The organism is Blautia sp. AF19-13LB, assembly GCF_003479105.1.
Lineage (GTDB): Bacteria > Bacillota > Clostridia > Lachnospirales > Lachnospiraceae > Fusicatenibacter > Fusicatenibacter saccharivorans.
In genome coordinates, this window is the sequence record NZ_QUGO01000004.1 from 171,772 (window position 1) to 187,986 (window position 16,215).

Sequence of the window (16,215 nt, forward strand, 5' to 3'; positions counted from 1 at the left end):
GGAGCGTCCCCTTTCCGTTGCAATCCCGTGCGTCTTGGGGTATAATCAGACGTTGTGGAAAAGAACGAAAACGATTTAGATAAAATAAGGTGAAAAACATTGAGAAGAAGATTGGAACAACTGCTGAACGGCAGATTTGAATATGAGGTTCCCCATCTGCTGCTGTCCGAGACGGAGGTGGCCCTGACGCTGGACGAGGGGCAGAATTTCCGCGGAGAGCTGAATATCGGAGCGGAAGACGGGAGAAGAGTAAAAGGAATTGTGACCACAGATCATCAGAGAATCGTTCTGGCGAAAAATCAGTTCCAGGGAACGGCGAGTACGATTGAGTACGGCGTGGATACCAGCGGATTAAAAGCAGGCGATGAAATCTGTGGAAACATCACCGTCAGCAGCAATCTGGAGGAACGCTGCGTGCGGGTACACGTCTCGATTGCAGGAAAGACAATGAACATTTCCGGACAGGAGATTCATTCCCTGGCAGATTTTGTGCATCTGGCAAGCCATGATTTCGGCGCAGCGTACCGCTTCTTTGTAAAAAAAGAGTTTGCACGTCTTCTTCAGAAAGAGGCACCGGAGCAGATGGCACTTTATCAGGGACTGTCCCACAAGCCGGTGACATTTCAGCACCTGGAGGAATTTCTGGTTGCCCTCGGTCAGAAAGAGCCGGTGATGCTTTCGGCGGAACAGCCGGAGAAAACTGTGCTTACCGTGGACCAGCCGCGCAAGGAAACACTGTATCTGTATAAAAATACCTGGGGCTACGTCCGCATGGAAATCGAGGTGCAGGGAGACTTTCTGGAAGTGGAAAAGAAAGTCGTCACTTCAGAAGATTTCATCGGAAGCGTCTACGGTGTGGAATACATTATCCATCAGGAGAAAATCGGAAACGGCCGCCATTACGGCAGAATTACGGTGCGTCAGGGAAAACAGGAGCTTCGCTTTGAACTGGAAGTGACAAACAGCGAAAAACATGTGACCAGCAGGAAAAATACGGAGCGCGACCGTCAGATAACTGCCATCGCGCGCGGCTATCTCGATCTGGCAGTCCATAAACGCGACTACCGTACCTGGTATCAGGACACCTGGGAGGCCATCGAGCAGTTCGAAAAAGCCGGCGGAGACATGGCGTGGGTGACGCTGGGAAAAGCATGGCTGTACGAGAGCCATGAGGAAACCGGAAAAGCAAGAGAAACGCTTTCTTACGTAAAAGAGCATCAGGAACTGCTGGACACCGCGGAGAAAAAAGGAGCGTACCTGTATCTGGCATGGAAGCTGAAAATGGAAGTGGGCCATACCGAACTGGTATCACGCCTTGGAACACTGATGCGGCAGGAGAGTGCAAGCTATTTTTTGTTAAAGCTTGCCATTGATGCCGACGATTCCTGGCAGCAGTCGCTGACCCGTCAGCTCTACGCGATGGAACTTTGCTATGAGTGCGGGTGCAAGAGCCCGCTTCTGTATCTGGATGCGGCACAGCTCTATCTCCGCCAGGAGGGACAGCTCCGCCGGATTTCGCCGTTCACCGTTCAGGTGCTGAAATTTGCGCAGAAAGAAGGCATTTTAAGCGGGGAACTGTTAAAACGGGCCGCTTATCTTACAGAGACGATGAAAACGTTCGATGAGAATGTCTATCAGATTCTGACTGCGGGCTATGAGCGTTTTCCATCCGATGAAGTGCTCGAAGCCATCTGCAAACTGGTGATGAAGGGCCGCCCGGTGCGGAAGGAATATTTCCCGTGGTATGCAAAAGCCGTGGAGCGGAACATCCGCATCACGCGCCTGTACGAGTACTATATCGAAACGATGGATGCGTCGTTCGACGAGGTCCTTCCGCAGGTCATACGGATGTATTTCTCCTACAGCAACACACTGGCAGGCCAGAAGAAAGCGCTGATCTACGCCAACGTGATCAAAAACCGCGAAAAAGACCGCCATACATTCCAGAGCTACCGCCCGGCGATGGAGGTTTTCACGGCAAGACAGATCCAGAAAGGCCGCATGAACCGCGAATACGCCGCACTGTACCGGACTTTTCTGAAAAAACCGGAAGATCCCGACAGCGCAAAAGCGATCGCAAATGTGCTGTTTACCCATCATGTAACGTGTGAAAATCCGAAAATCACGCGTGTGATCGTCTGCCATCCGGCGATGGCGGGCGAAACGTCCTATCCGATGACGGAACGGGGTGCTTATATCCGTCTGTACGGCAAAAAAGCGCGGATTCTTCTCGAAGATGAGCAGCGCAGAAGATATGCGGTGACAGAAACCTGCCGCATAGAGCCATTGTTTACGGATGAAGAGCTTGCCCGTGCCTGCGGCGGTTTTGCCATTGAAAATCCGGGTCTGCTGCTGCACCTGTGCGGGGAGCAGGAAGAGGAGATGCAGCTTACCGCAGAAAATCTTGCCTGGTATCAGCAGGCAGCGCGCACGAGCGCATTTTCCAGTGCTTACCGGAAAACAGTGCGTCAGAAACTGCTGGAATACTATCTTGCCCATCCGGATGAGCGTGAGACCGAGGCAGCTGTTGCAGAGCTGGAGGACAGCGCTTACGCAAAGGTGGACCGTATTTCTACGATCGAGCTTCTGGTACGCTACGGCTGTTACAGCCGCGCCTTTGCCCTGGCGGATCGGTACGGCTACGAAAAGATCCCGGTGTCGTGTCTCTTCCGTCTGGCGCATGCGATGATTCTGGAAAAAGAGTTTACAGAGGACGAGGAGCTTCTCTATCTGGCATCCTACGTGGTAAAACAGGGCATCTACGATGAAATCGTATTGTGCTATCTGAGAGATTATTTCACCGGTTCTATTGAGGATATGTGCAGTTTATGGGATAAAATCCGCGGCTTCCAGATGGAAAGCGACAAGCTGGAGGAGCGCATTCTGACATGGTCCGTCTTTGTGCGCAGCCACCCGAAGTGGGAGCAGGAAATGCTGGAGAGCTACATCCGCCAGAGCGGAAAAGAGCACGTCATTCTGGCATACCTGACGTATCTTGCGATCGGCTATTTTATGGACGGAAAACCGCTTTCGGATCAGATGTTTGACTACTTGGACCGAGCCTGGAAACAGGGCTGGGAGCTGGACGAGATCTGCCGTCTTGCAATGCTGAAACATCTTTCCACGAAGCCGCAGCTTTCGGAGGAGGAAGAAAAAGAGGCGCATACCCTGCTTCTGGCGTTTACGAAACAGGGACTCCGCTTTGCCTTCTACAAGGATCTGCCGGAGCACCTGACCGAAGGCTTCCAGATCGGCGACCGCATGTTCATCGAGGAGCGCCAGAGAGCGGAGGCAAAGGTGACGATTCATTACCGGACAAACGCCGAAGAAACATGGAAGAGCGAACCGATGCGCAATATGTATCAGGGCATTTTTGTGAAAGAGTTTCTGCTGTTCTACGGCGAGAAAATGGAGTATTACCTGACCTTTACGAACCGTCAGGGTGAGGGAAAAACAGAGGCGAAAACCGTCTCCATGACCGGCGAACCAAAAGCAGGAAAGACGCGGTACCAGCTTCTGAATCAGATGAAAGCAGCGCGCGTGGCAGGAGATTCGGAAAAAGCAGAAAAAGCATTCCGAAAGTATCTGCAGCAGGAGGCTCTGGTTCGGAACTGTTTTGCACTTGTGGATGAAAAGAAGCAGCAGGAGGATACGACATGGAACAGAAAAATTTAATTTTAGGATTTGATTTTGGAGAGAAATATTCCCAGTTCTGCTGCTATGACAGGGGAACCCATACGGCCGTCTCCATCCCGGTAAAAGAAGGAGAAGAGGCGGTGGAATTTCCGACCGCCATTGCCAAAAAACGGAATGAGGAAACGTGGAAAACAGGACCGGATGCAGAAAAATCTGCTCACGCGGAAAACGGCATCTGGCTGGACAATCTGTACGAGATCTGCATGGGATCCCGCATCTGCCAGATCGAAAACCGGGATTATACGCCGGGAGAAGTCCTTGGCACGTTCCTTCGCGAAGCATTGAAGATGATCGGCATCGAGCGCCCGGACCAGCAGATCCAGGCGATGATGATCACCACGGGCCATCTGACCCGTCCATTTGTGGAAAATGTGCGTGAAGCATACAAGATAATCGGACTGCCGCGCGGCAGAGCCTACCTGCAGGAGCATGACGAGAGCTTTTACTGCCATGTGCTGAACCAGAAGCCGGAGCTCTGGAGCCGTAAAGTCGGTCTGTTTTTCCTGAAAGATGAGGAAGCATCGTTTTCTGAACTTTCCATCAGCCGTAAAACGAAGCCGGCAACTGTGACCGTAAAACGGGGGCCAAAAGCCGCACTTTCGATCGAGCCGATGGAGCGCGACCGCGATTTCTGCCATCTGATGGGAGAAGCGATGGGGAATGAAATTTATTCCAGCGTATTTCTGGTGAGCGAGGAGTTCGACCTTGCCTGGGCCGACAACTCTCTGCGTCAGTTAAAGAAAAACCAGAGAAGAATCTTTGGCGGAACGAACCTGTTTGCACAGGGCGCCTGCTTTTCCGCGCGCGAAAAAGTGGAGGAGCGCCGCTTAAAGGGCTATCTCTTCCTCGGAAATGACCTCGTGCGCTACAACATCGGCATGGAGATGACGATTAATGGCTCTCCGGCATACTATGCGCTGATTGCAGCCGGTGTGAACTGGTATGAAGCAGAAAAAGAATGTGAGCTGATCCTCGACGGAACGGAGGAGCTGGAATTTGTTGTAAGTTCCATGGAAAGCGGAAAACGAAACCGCTATACCATGAAGCTGGACGGGCTGCCCAAACGGCCGCCGAAGACAACACGGATCCGTCTGCGTCTGGAGTATGATTCTCCGGTTACGTGTCAGATCACCGCAGAGGATTTAGGTTTTGGCGATATGTTCCCGGCAAGTCACAAAATCTGGCACGAGACGATGGGGGAGGTGTAAACGATGAGCGGTTATATTTTATGTCAGGTCAAACGGGCGAAAAATCCGTATTATATTTCCAACATCAGCACAAATATATATTCCATCGAGGAACTGTGCTATTATCTGTACCACAACATCTATCTGCTGGACGAGACCATCATTAACGAGCAGCTGCTGGTGTGGATGAAAGAAGAACTCCACTTAAGAAGACTGTACCAGCGTCTCTACGTCCTTCTGGAGGAGAAAAAGAACATCGGTGAGTTTATCCTGCCGATCTTCAAGGAGATCAATTATCTTTCCCACGATCAGTTCCGTGAGATGAATGAGCGCCTGAAACGGTTCGAGGAGCAGCCGGAGATTGTGCGGAAAAAAATCAAGGGAGATTACCTTGTCGACCACGAAAAATATATCAATGCGATCCAGGTTTACCAGGAAACGCTGAAAGATACCGAGGAAAACGAAACCAACATGGGAAGCCAGTTCACCGGAAGTATTTACAACAACATGGGCTGTGCCTACGCAAGTCTGTTCCAGATGAATGAAGCACTTATGTGCTTTCAGAAAGCAAATGAAGAGCTGCACACGAAAGCATCATTAAAGAGCTGGCTGTTTGCGGTCTACATGAGCAAAGGACAGGATGCCTATGAGCAGATGTGCACCGAACGGAAAGTGGATGCCGAGACGAAACGGGAGATGGACCGCCAGATCACCGAGGCAATGCAGGTCGAGCTCCCGCGCGATCTGGACGAAGCTCTTGCGGCGTGGACACGGGAATATCATAAAAATACCGGACTTTGAACAAAAAGAACAAAAAAATTACTTGACAGCAAAAAAGAATGGGACTATAATACGGCCCATAAGAAAAAAATAAATACTTCGAAACCGATGAAGTGGAGATAACGTTGGAAGCGCACTCACAGAGAGCCCGGGCAGGTGGAAGCCGGACAGAAAGCGGATCAGCAAATGGACCACGGAGGGTACAGGGAAAAGCGGGAAACCGTCTGAGTATTCTGTAACGTGCAGGCATACGTTAGTTGCCAGGAATATGATCGTATTCTGCAGAGCGTGTGAGCAATCGCAAAACAAGGTGGCACCACGAGTATAAAAATATACCCGCCCTTGGCAAAGAACAAAGTGATTCTTTGCCGGGGGCGGTTTTTTGTATATCAGAAATTGGTTCTGAGGACCAGTGTTGATGACAGCCTTTGCAGACACAAGGAGAGGAGATAACAAGATGAAACAGATGACGTTAGAAGAAATTTCAAAAGCAGCCGCATCGGGAGTTTTTCGGAAAATCCCGGTAAGCAGAGAAATTTATTCGGATATCCGTACACCAGTAGAAACACTGAAAGTCCTGCAGGGCGTCAGCAGCCACTGCTACATGCTCGAAAGCGTGGAGGATAAAAAACAGTGGGGAAGATACACCTTTCTCGGCTACGATCCGTCGCTGGAACTCACCTGTGTCAACGGAAACCTGACAATCACCGCCGATGCGGCAGAGATGAAAAAAGTAGAAGATATTCCGGAAAGCCACGAAGAACAGCTTCCGACCGGACAGATCCGGCTGACCGCAAAGACAGCCCATCCGGGAGCCGTCATCAAAACCCTGATTGAGAAAAATAAAAGTCCGAAGATCGCGACACTGCCGACCTTCACCGGCGGCCTCGTCGGATACTTCTCTTACGATTACATCAAGTACAGCGAGCCGACCTTAAAGCTGGACGCAGAAGATCAAGAACATTTCAAAGATGTCGACCTGATGCTGTTCGATAAGGTCATCGCCTATGATAATTACCGTCAGAAAATCGTACTGATGATTAATATCGAAACCGAAAATCTCGAAGAAAATTACGAAAAAGCCGTACAGGAACTCGAAAAAATGGAAGAGCTGATCCGCTTCGGAAAACCGGCCGAGACGAAAGCCGGCCACCTGAAATCCGAGTTCCGCCCGCTCTTCGATGAGAAAGCGTACTGTGAGAAAGTCGAGCAGGTCAAACATTATATCCACGAGGGAGACCTCTTCCAGCTCGTTCTCTCCAACCGGCTCGAAGCTGATTTTGAGGGAAGCCTCCTCGATACGTACCGCGTCCTCCGCACGACGAACCCGTCGCCGTACATGTTCTACTTCTCGAGTGATGATGTCGAGATCGCCGGTGCATCCCCGGAAACTCTTGTAAAAGTCGAGGACGGAGAGGTCCGGACCTTCCCGCTTGCCGGAACGCGGCCGAGAGGAAAGAGCTATGAAGAAGACCAGCGGCTGGAAAAAGAACTCCTCGCCGATGAAAAAGAGCGTGCCGAGCACAACATGCTGGTTGATCTGGGAAGAAACGATCTCGGAAAGATCTGTGATTTCGGAACCGTGGAAGTAGAAAAATACATGTCAATCGAGCGTTACTCCCACGTCATGCACATCGGTTCCACTGTAAAAGGACAGCTTCGGAAAGACAAGACCGCAGTCGATGCCATCGATTCCGTTCTCCCGGCCGGAACCCTCTCCGGTGCACCAAAGCTCCGTGCCTGTCAGATCATCAACGAGCTGGAAAACAACAAGCGCGGCATTTACGGCGGTGCGATCGGCTATCTGGATTTCACCGGAAATATGGACACCTGCATCGCAATCCGGCTTGCGTTTAAGAAAAACGGAAAAGTGTTCGTCCGCTCCGGCGCCGGCATTGTAGCCGACAGCGTACCGGAAAAAGAGCATCAGGAATGCATCAACAAAGCAAAGGCCGTGATGGTCGCACTTGCAGAGGCAGAAGGAGGAAGTAACTTATGATACTGCTGGTAGATAATTATGACAGTTTTTCCTATAACCTGTATCAGCTCGCCGGTTCGATCAATCCGGACATGAAGGTCATCCGGAACGACGAGATGACGATCGACGAAATCCGTGCACTGGCACCGGCATCCATCATTTTATCTCCCGGACCGGGCCGTCCGGAGCAGGCAGGCCGATGCATGGAGATTGTAGAAAAATTAGGCGGCGAGATCCCGATCCTCGGTGTCTGCCTCGGCCATCAGGCAATCTGTGCCGCGTACGGCGCGACCGTCACCTATGCGAAACAGCTGATGCACGGCAAACAGTCCGAGACAACGCTGGATCTTACCTCGGAATTATTCCAGGGGCTGCCGGAAACCGTTCCGGTTGCAAGATACCATTCCCTCGCAGCTGATGAAGCGACACTGCCGGAAACCTTAAAGGTAACGGCAAGAACCGCAGACGGCGAGGTCATGGCAGTCGAGGACAGTGAGAAAAAGATCTACGGAGTCCAGTTCCATCCGGAATCCATTCTGACCCCGCAGGGCAGACAGATGGTAGAAAACTTCTTAAAAATTACAAGATAGATCACAGGACAGCAAAGAAAGAGAGGAACAGAATATGATTCGGGAAGCGATTGTAAAACTGGTAAATAAAGAGAACTTAACCTACGAGATGGCAGAGGGCGCCATGGATGAAATCATGGGAGGAAAAGCCGATCCGATCCAGATCAGCGCATTTTTAACTGCCATGACGATGAAAGGCGAGACAATCGAAGAGATCACCGCATGTGCCAACGGCATGAGAAAGCACGGTGTTCCCATGGAACATGACAAGGATGTTCTGGAAATCGTCGGAACCGGCGGAGATAAATCCAATTCCTTCAACATCTCCACAACAGCATCCCTTGTGATCTCTGCAGGCGGCGTCGCAGTTGCAAAACACGGAAACCGCGCCGCATCGAGCAGATCCGGCGCAGCCGACTGTCTCGAAGCGCTCGGCGTCAAAATCGACCTGGAGCCGGAGAAAAACAAAGAAGTTCTGGAAAAACTTGGAATCTGTTTCCTGTTCGCACAGAAATACCACATGTCCATGAAATACGTGGCACCGGTCCGCAAGGTGCTCGGCATCCGAACCATTTTCAACATCCTCGGACCGCTGACCAACCCGGCAGCAGCCACGATGCAGGTGATGGGTGTCTACGAGGAAGCACTTGTCCGCCCGATGGCAGAAGTTCTCTCCAATCTTGGTGTCAAACGCGGCATGGTTGTCTACGGCCAGGACTGCCTCGATGAAATTTCCTTAAGCGCACCGACAAGCGTCTGCGAGATCAAGGACGGAACGTTTGAGGAATACGTCATCACACCGGAAGAGTTCGGCATGACCCGCTGTACCAAAGAAGAGCTGGTCGGCGGAACCCCGCAGGAGAATGCTGAAATTACGAAAGAAATTCTTGCAGGAAAGAAAGGCCCGGCAAGAGACGCTGTTGTCCTGAATGCCGCCGCAGCCCTTCATGTAGCAAAAGAAATCCCGATGCAGGACGCTGTAAAACTGGCAGAGGAGCTGATCGACAGCGGAAAAGCACAGAAAAAACTCGAAGAGTTTGTGTCACTCGCCAACAGATTGGCAGAAGAGGAATAAACATATGATACTGGAAACGATTGCAGAAGCCACAAGAAAACGTGTCGCTGCAGAAAAAGAGAAGTGTTCTCTTGCAGAAATGAAAGAAAAAGCAACGGCGATGAACCCGGATACTGGATTCCCGTTTGAACAGACGCTGAAAAAGCCGGGCATGTCCTTTATCTGCGAGGTAAAAAAAGCCTCCCCATCGAAGGGCATCATCGCAGAAGATTTCCCCTATCTGGAGATCGCAAAGGAATATGAAGCGGCCGGTGCCTCCGCCATTTCCTGCCTGACCGAGCCGGAATACTTCAAAGGCGACAAGCGTTACTTAAAAAAAATTGCAGAAACCGTATCCATCCCGGTTCTGCGGAAAGATTTTACCGTGGATCCCTATATGATCTACGAGGCAAAGGTGCTCGGAGCCACCGCTGTCCTTCTGATCTGTGCGCTGCTGCCGGAGGAAACCTTAAAAGAATATCTGGAAACAGCGCATTCCCTCGGCCTTTCCGCTCTTGTGGAAGCCCACGATGAGGCGGAGGTTGCACAGGCCATGCGCGCCGGAGCAAGGATCATCGGCGTCAACAACCGCAACTTAAAAGATTTCACGGTCGATATCCACAACAGTGAGCGGCTGCGGGAGCTTGTCCCGGAAAACATTGTTTTCGTATCCGAGAGCGGCATCAAAACGCCGGAGGATGTCGGAAGACTGTATCAGAATAAAACCGATGCCGTTCTGATCGGCGAAACGCTGATGCGGAGCAGCAACAAAAGAGCAGAACTTGAAAAACTCTCTTCAATATGTTAAAGTGGTAACGTAAGTGCGCAAAACAAAACAGAGCGCACGGGGAGTCAAACGTTATGGAAGAACAGACCAGAATCAAAATCTGCGGGCTCACACGGCTGGAAGACATCGATGCGGTGAATGAACTGAAGCCCGAATATGTCGGCTTTGTCTTTGCAAAAAGCCGCAGACAGATTACAAAAGAACATGCCGTGACGCTGCGGCGCTATCTGGATCCCGAAATCCAGGCGGTCGGCGTCTTTGTGAACGAGCTTCCGGCGATTGTCGCAGGATACCTCGAAGAGGGCGTCATCGATCTGGCACAGCTCCACGGAAATGAGAGTGAAGAATATATCCATTCGCTCCGGTTCCGCACCGGCGGGGAACTGATCAAGGCATTTTCCATCAAAACCAGGGAGGACGTCGAAAAGGCGAAAAAAAGCAGCGCCGATTACATCCTTCTCGACCACGGAAAAGGCGGTACCGGCGAATCGTTCGACTGGTCACTGATCAGAAACATGGACCGCCCGTATTTCCTTGCGGGAGGCCTGAACGCCGAAAATGTGGAACAGGCGATTTTACAGACACATCCCTTCGCCGTCGACATCAGCAGCGGTGTCGAGACAGACGGCGTAAAGGATCCGAAAAAAATCACAGAATGCATAAGGAGGATAAGACATGTCTGACGGAAGATTTGGTATTCACGGAGGCCAGTACATACCGGAAACTCTGATGAATGAAATTATCAATTTGGAAAAACAGTACAATTATTATAAAAACGATCCGGAGTTCTGCCAGGAGCTCGATGACCTGCTGAAAAATTACGCGGGCCGCCCGTCCCTTCTCTACTACGCAGAGAAAATGACAAAGGATCTCGGCGGAGCAAAAATTTACCTCAAACGAGAGGATCTGAACCACACCGGAGCCCACAAAATCAACAACGTGCTCGGACAGTGCCTCCTCGCAAAAAGAATGGGAAAAACCCGTGTCATCGCAGAGACCGGAGCCGGCCAGCACGGTGTGGCAACCGCAACGGCAGCAGCGCTGATGGGACTTGAGTGTGAGATCTTCATGGGAAAAGAAGACACCGACCGTCAGGCCCTCAATGTATACCGGATGGAGCTTCTCGGTGCAAAAGTAAATGCCGTTACTACCGGAACTATGACCTTAAAAGATGCCGTCAATGAGGCGATGCGCGAGTGGGTATCACGTGTTGATGACACCCACTACGTTCTCGGTTCCGTTATGGGCCCGCATCCGTTCCCGACCATCGTCCGCGATTTCCAGGCTGTCATCAGCAAAGAGGCAAGAGAGCAGATCCTCGAAAAAGAAGGAAAACTCCCGAAAGCCGTCATGGCATGCGTCGGCGGCGGAAGCAATGCGATGGGTATGTTCTATAACTTCATCAATGACAAAAATGTCCGCCTGATTGGATGCGAGGCAGCAGGACGCGGCGTCAATACCGCAGAGACTGCAGCAACCATTGCAACCGGAACACTCGGCGTCTTCCACGGTATGAAATCCTACTTCTGCCAGGATAAATACGGTCAGATCGCACCGGTTTACTCGATTTCCGCAGGCCTTGACTACCCGGGCATTGGACCGGAGCATGCATATCTGCATGACATCGGCCGCGCCGAATACGTTCCGGTAACGGACGATGAGGCAGTAGAAGCTTTTGAATACCTCGCAAGAACCGAGGGTATCATCTGTGCGATCGAGAGTGCCCATGCAGTAGCCCATGCGATGAAGATCGCAAAAGAATTTGATCCGGAAGACTCCATCATCATCTGTCTGTCCGGACGCGGAGACAAAGACGTAGCAGCCATTGCAAGATACAGAGGGAGGGACCTTCATGAGTAAAGTAACAGAAGCATTTTCAAACGGCAAAGCATTCATTCCGTTTCTGACAGCCGGAGATCCGAACATTGAAAAAACAGAGAATTATATTCTGGAGCTCGAAAAAGCAGGCGCAGACCTGATCGAGATCGGAATCCCGTTTTCCGATCCGATCGCCGAGGGCGTTGTCATCCAGGAGGCAGACCTCCGTTCCTTAAAAGCCGGAACCACCACCGATAAAATTTTCGATATGGTAGCTTCCGTGCGCAAAAAAACAGACATTCCGCTGGTGTTTATGACCTACTTAAACCCGGTGTTCCATTACGGATACGAGCCGTTCTTTACAAAATGTGAGGAAGTCGGCATCAATGGCATCATCATCCCGGATATGCCGTATGAGGAAAAAGGCGAATTAAACGATATTGCGCGCAGCCATCAGGTAGATGTCATTTCCCTGATTGCGCCGACGTCTGAGCAGCGCATCCAGAAAATTGCCGCAGACGCCGAAGGTTTTATCTACCTCGTATCGTCTCTGGGCGTTACCGGTGTCAGAAGCGAGATCAAGACAGACCTCGATTCCATGATCGCCGCAATCCGCAAAGTAACCGATATTCCGGTAGCCGTAGGCTTCGGCATCAACACGACCGATCAGGCAGCCAACATTGCAAAAATTGCGGACGGTGTCATCGTCGGAAGCGCTATCGTCAAAATGATTGCGAAGTACGGCACTCATGCGGAGCAGCACATCTATACGTATGTCCGCATGATGAAGGAAGCTGTCATGACAGCAAATAAATAAAACCCGCGTCATTGCGTGTTTGAAAAAACTGTGTTAAGATGAGAGCGTGTCTGAAACAAACCGTTTTGGACACGCTTTTTCAACGTAAAATACCTGACCGGCTTTCGAAAAAGCCGGATAGAATATGGAGGAAAAACGTGTTAGATGTATGTTTACTGGGAACAGGCGGTATGATGCCTCTGCCAGGCAGACGCCTGACCGCCCTGATGACCCGATACAACGGAAGCAGCCTTCTGATCGACTGCGGCGAGGGAACCCAGGTTGCCATCAAGGAAAAAGGCTGGACCTTTAAGCCGATTGATGCCATCTGCTTCACCCATTACCACGCAGACCACATCAGCGGCCTTCCAGGACTTCTCCTGACGATGGGAAACACTGACCGGAGAGAACCGCTGACCATGATCGGCCCAAAAGGCCTGGAGCGCGTCGTCAATTCACTGCGTGTCATCTGCCCGGAGCTGCCGTTTCCGATTGTATTTCACGAGGTGACAGCGCCGGAGGAAGTGATCGAGATGAACGGCTACAAAATCACAGCCTTCCGCGTGCAGCACAATATCACCTGCTACGGCTATTCGCTGGAGATCTCCCGCAAGGGAAAATTCGATGTGGAGCGCGCTAAAGCACAGGAAATTCCGATTAAATGCTGGAATCCGCTGCAGAAAGGCGAGACTGTCACCCTGGATGGAAAGACGTATACGCCGGACATGGTCCTCGGCCCTGCCAGAAAGGGACTGAAGGTGACCTACTGCACCGATACCCGCCCGATTCCGTCGATCTCCGAACATGCGAAAGGCTCCGACCTTTTCATCTGCGAGGGAATGTACGGCGAGCCGGAAAAACAGGCAAAAGCAAAAGAATTTAAGCATATGACCTTCTACGAGGCGGCAAAACTGGCAAGAGATGCCGAGGTTGCCGAAATGTGGCTGACCCACTTTTCCCCGTCGCTCGTCGGCCCGCAGCGGTACATGGATGAGGTACAGAAGATTTTCCCGGCCGCAGAGCTTGGAAAAGACGGAAGATCAGTAGAACTGTTATTTGAAGAGGAAACGAAAAATGAGTGAAAAAGATACCCTGATTCTTGCAATTGAGAGCTCCTGCGATGAAACCGCAGCCTCCGTCGTGAAAAACGGAAGATGTGTGCTGTCTAACATTATTTCATCCCAGATCGCCATCCATACCCTGTATGGCGGTGTTGTGCCGGAAATTGCATCCAGAAAACATATCGAAAAAATCAACCAGGTTGTAGAAGCGGCCTTAAAAGAAGCCGATGTCACTCTGGATGATATCGATGCGATCGGTGTTACGTACGGCCCTGGTCTTGTCGGCGCACTTCTCGTCGGCGTGGCAGAGGCAAAAGCGATCGCCTATGCAAAAAAGAAACCGCTGGTCGGCGTTCACCATATTGAAGGCCACGTCTCGGCGAACTATATCGAACACCCGGATCTGGAGCCGCCGTTCCTGTGTGAAATCATCTCCGGAGGCCATACCCATCTTGTCATTGTAAAAGATTACGGTTCTTTCGAAATCCTCGGAAGAACGAGAGACGACGCAGCCGGAGAAGCCTTCGACAAGGTAGCCCGTGCCATCGGACTCGGCTATCCGGGCGGACCGAAGATCGACAAGCTGGCAAAAGAAGGAAACCCGCACGCCATCGACTTCCCGCGTGCCCACATGGAGGATGCGCCGTATGACTTCAGCTTCAGCGGCGTAAAATCTGCCGTTTTAAACCATCTGAACAAATGCCGGATGACAGGCGAACCAATTGTCGAAGCAGACATCGCTGCGTCCTTCCAGCAGGCCGTTGTGGACGTTCTGGTGGATAATGCCATCCGTGCGGCCAAAGATTACCATATGGACCGTCTGGCGATCGCCGGCGGCGTTGCATCGAACGGGGCACTCCGCGCGGCGATGGAAGCAGCATGTGAAAAAGAGGGCATCCGCTTTTACCGTCCGTCCCCGATCTTCTGTACCGACAATGCGGCCATGATCGGTGTGGCAGCTTACTACGAGTACCAGAAGGGAACCCGCCACGGCTGGGACCTGAATGCCGTACCGAACCTGAAGCTTGGAGAACGATAAGAAAAAGAAACTTCCGCAGCAGAACGGAGAAGAGAGATCTGCTGCGGAGTTTTTGCATTTGTAGAAAACGGAGGAAAAGATGAGCGAGAAGAAAGAAAAATACACTGCGGTTGTCCTGGCAGCCGGAAAGGGAACCCGGATGGGCGGAAGCGTAGCAAAACAGTTTCTGGAAATCGGAGGAAAACCAGTCGTGGTTTACGCGCTGGAGGTTTTTGAACATTCGCCGGAGATTGACCAGATCATTCTTGTGACAGGTGCGGATAAAATAGAATACTGTCAGAAAGAGATTATCGAAAAATATGGAATTAAGAAAACTGTTTCCGTATGCGCAGGCGGAAGGGAACGGTATGAATCTGTCTGGAAAGCATTGCAGACGCTGAAAAGCCTGGAAAGCGAACAGGAGCAGAAGACCGATTACGTTCTGATTCACGATGGCGCCCGCCCGTTTTTAAACCAGGAAATGCTGGAACGTCTCTGCGCATGTGTAAAAGAAGAAAAAGCCTGTGTCCTTGGCATGCCGGTCAAGGATACCATCAAGCTTACCGATGAAAACGGAAAAATCAGGGAAAGCCCGCGAAGAGATCTCGTATGGCAGGCACAGACCCCGCAGGCCTTTGCAGCAGAGCTTCTGTTTCCGGCATTCGAAAAACTGATGCAGCATTCCACAGAAGGAATCACCGACGATGCCATGGTTGTGGAGCAGGAGATGGGAATCGCATCAGTGATGGTAAAAGGCGGCTATGAAAATATAAAAATCACAACACCGGAGGATCTGCTCGTTGCAGAGAGCTTTCTGGCAGAAAAATAGAAAAAAGCAAAATACAGAAAGCAAACTATAAATAGATAAAAACAAATGTGTGAATTGTAAAACAGGGAAAAACAGCGAAAACGAAAAAGAAATTGAAAAAAATGTAAAAAAAATTCAAAAAAGTGGTTGACATTCTGAAACACTGCTGATATAATAACGAATGTCGCTGAGCGAGAGAGATAAAAACGCAAAGCTGACAAGCCAAAAACTGAGATGATTTCGGGAGCTACCGAGATTTGAATTCACACACGGAGAGGTATCGAAGCGGTCATAACGAGGCGGTCTTGAAAACCGTTTGTCCGAAAGGGCGCGTGGGTTCGAATCCCACCCTCTCCGCTCAAAACTCAGTTAATTGAATATCTGATTATGAATCAGGCAAACTATGGAGAAGTACCCAAGCTGGCTGAAGGGGCTCCCCTGGAAAGGGAGTAGGTCGTTAATAGCGGCGCGAGGGTTCAAATCCCTCCTTCTCCGCTCGACTTTGAAAAAAGTTGAAAAAAGTTCTTGACAAATGCAAGTGAGTTTGATAAAATAAACGAGTTGCTGATCGAGAGAACAGCGAAGAACCTTGATAATTAAACAATGAAACACATCCTCGAAAGTTCTGAATAAGTAATTCAAAACGATCGAAAGATCCTTTAA

At 50.8% G+C, this 16,215-nt stretch carries 13 protein-coding genes and 2 tRNA genes; all 15 read left to right on the forward strand.

Going from position 1 to position 16,215, the window contains the following annotated elements; all coding sequences use genetic code 11:
- Nucleotides 1-99 precede the first annotated feature (99 nt).
- The 15 genes from DWX32_RS05855 (at nt 100) to DWX32_RS05925 (ending at nt 16,047) form a co-directional block, all read left to right on the forward strand.
- On the forward strand, nt 100-3,675 hold the full coding sequence (locus DWX32_RS05855) for a DUF5717 family protein (protein WP_147398473.1): 3,576 nt from the start codon (nt 100-102) through the stop codon (nt 3,673-3,675).
- Nucleotides 3,657-4,904, forward strand: a complete 1,248-nt coding sequence (locus DWX32_RS05860) for a DUF5716 family protein (RefSeq protein WP_022462660.1) — start codon at nt 3,657-3,659, stop codon at nt 4,902-4,904. Before DWX32_RS05855 ends, DWX32_RS05860 begins: the two co-directional genes overlap by 19 nt.
- Nucleotides 4,905-4,907: 3 nt before the next feature.
- The gene (locus DWX32_RS05865; protein ID WP_117804937.1) at nt 4,908-5,684 is read left to right on the forward strand and encodes a hypothetical protein; all 777 of its coding nucleotides are present in this window, start codon (nt 4,908-4,910) and stop codon (nt 5,682-5,684) included.
- Nucleotides 5,685-6,120: 436 nt separating this feature from the next.
- Nucleotides 6,121-7,662 (forward strand): anthranilate synthase component I, encoded by a 1,542-nt coding sequence (trpE, locus tag DWX32_RS05870; RefSeq protein ID WP_118601059.1) that lies wholly within the window; start codon nt 6,121-6,123, stop codon nt 7,660-7,662.
- The gene (locus tag DWX32_RS05875; RefSeq protein WP_117761644.1) at nt 7,659-8,231 is read left to right on the forward strand and encodes an anthranilate synthase component II; all 573 of its coding nucleotides are present in this window, start codon (nt 7,659-7,661) and stop codon (nt 8,229-8,231) included. Before trpE ends, DWX32_RS05875 begins: the two co-directional genes overlap by 4 nt.
- A gap of 34 nt (nt 8,232-8,265) precedes the next feature.
- A complete protein-coding gene (gene trpD, locus DWX32_RS05880) occupies nt 8,266-9,285 on the forward strand; it encodes an anthranilate phosphoribosyltransferase (protein ID WP_117761645.1) in 1,020 nt (339 codons plus the stop codon).
- Nucleotides 9,286-9,289: 4 nt separating this feature from the next.
- Nucleotides 9,290-10,072 carry an indole-3-glycerol phosphate synthase TrpC gene (gene trpC / locus DWX32_RS05885; RefSeq protein WP_117761646.1) on the forward strand — a complete coding sequence of 261 codons (783 nt, stop codon included), beginning with the start codon at nt 9,290-9,292 and terminating at the stop codon, nt 10,070-10,072.
- Nucleotides 10,073-10,125: 53 nt separating this feature from the next.
- The gene (locus DWX32_RS05890; RefSeq protein WP_055228636.1) at nt 10,126-10,734 is read left to right on the forward strand and encodes a phosphoribosylanthranilate isomerase; all 609 of its coding nucleotides are present in this window, start codon (nt 10,126-10,128) and stop codon (nt 10,732-10,734) included.
- Nucleotides 10,727-11,911: a tryptophan synthase subunit beta gene (gene trpB, locus DWX32_RS05895; protein ID WP_022462653.1), complete on the forward strand. Its 1,185-nt coding sequence runs from the start codon at nt 10,727-10,729 to the stop codon at nt 11,909-11,911. Before DWX32_RS05890 ends, trpB begins: the two co-directional genes overlap by 8 nt.
- The gene (gene trpA / locus DWX32_RS05900; RefSeq protein ID WP_117804941.1) at nt 11,904-12,686 is read left to right on the forward strand and encodes a tryptophan synthase subunit alpha; all 783 of its coding nucleotides are present in this window, start codon (nt 11,904-11,906) and stop codon (nt 12,684-12,686) included. Before trpB ends, trpA begins: the two co-directional genes overlap by 8 nt.
- A gap of 137 nt (nt 12,687-12,823) precedes the next feature.
- Nucleotides 12,824-13,747 carry a ribonuclease Z gene (locus DWX32_RS05905; protein WP_118659410.1) on the forward strand — a complete coding sequence of 308 codons (924 nt, stop codon included), beginning with the start codon at nt 12,824-12,826 and terminating at the stop codon, nt 13,745-13,747.
- Nucleotides 13,740-14,765 (forward strand): tRNA (adenosine(37)-N6)-threonylcarbamoyltransferase complex transferase subunit TsaD, encoded by a 1,026-nt coding sequence (gene tsaD, locus DWX32_RS05910; RefSeq protein WP_022462650.1) that lies wholly within the window; start codon nt 13,740-13,742, stop codon nt 14,763-14,765. The genes DWX32_RS05905 and tsaD overlap by 8 nt, the downstream gene beginning before the upstream one ends.
- A 79-nt stretch (nt 14,766-14,844) precedes the next feature.
- Entirely contained in the window at nt 14,845-15,573 is a 729-nt protein-coding gene (gene ispD / locus DWX32_RS05915; RefSeq protein WP_117802390.1) for a 2-C-methyl-D-erythritol 4-phosphate cytidylyltransferase, read from the forward strand.
- Nucleotides 15,574-15,823: 250 nt separating this feature from the next.
- Nucleotides 15,824-15,909: transfer RNA gene (locus DWX32_RS05920), tRNA-Ser, on the forward strand.
- A gap of 48 nt (nt 15,910-15,957) precedes the next feature.
- Nucleotides 15,958-16,047: transfer RNA gene (locus tag DWX32_RS05925), tRNA-Ser, on the forward strand.
- The last annotated feature ends 168 nt before the right edge of the window (nt 16,048-16,215 follow it).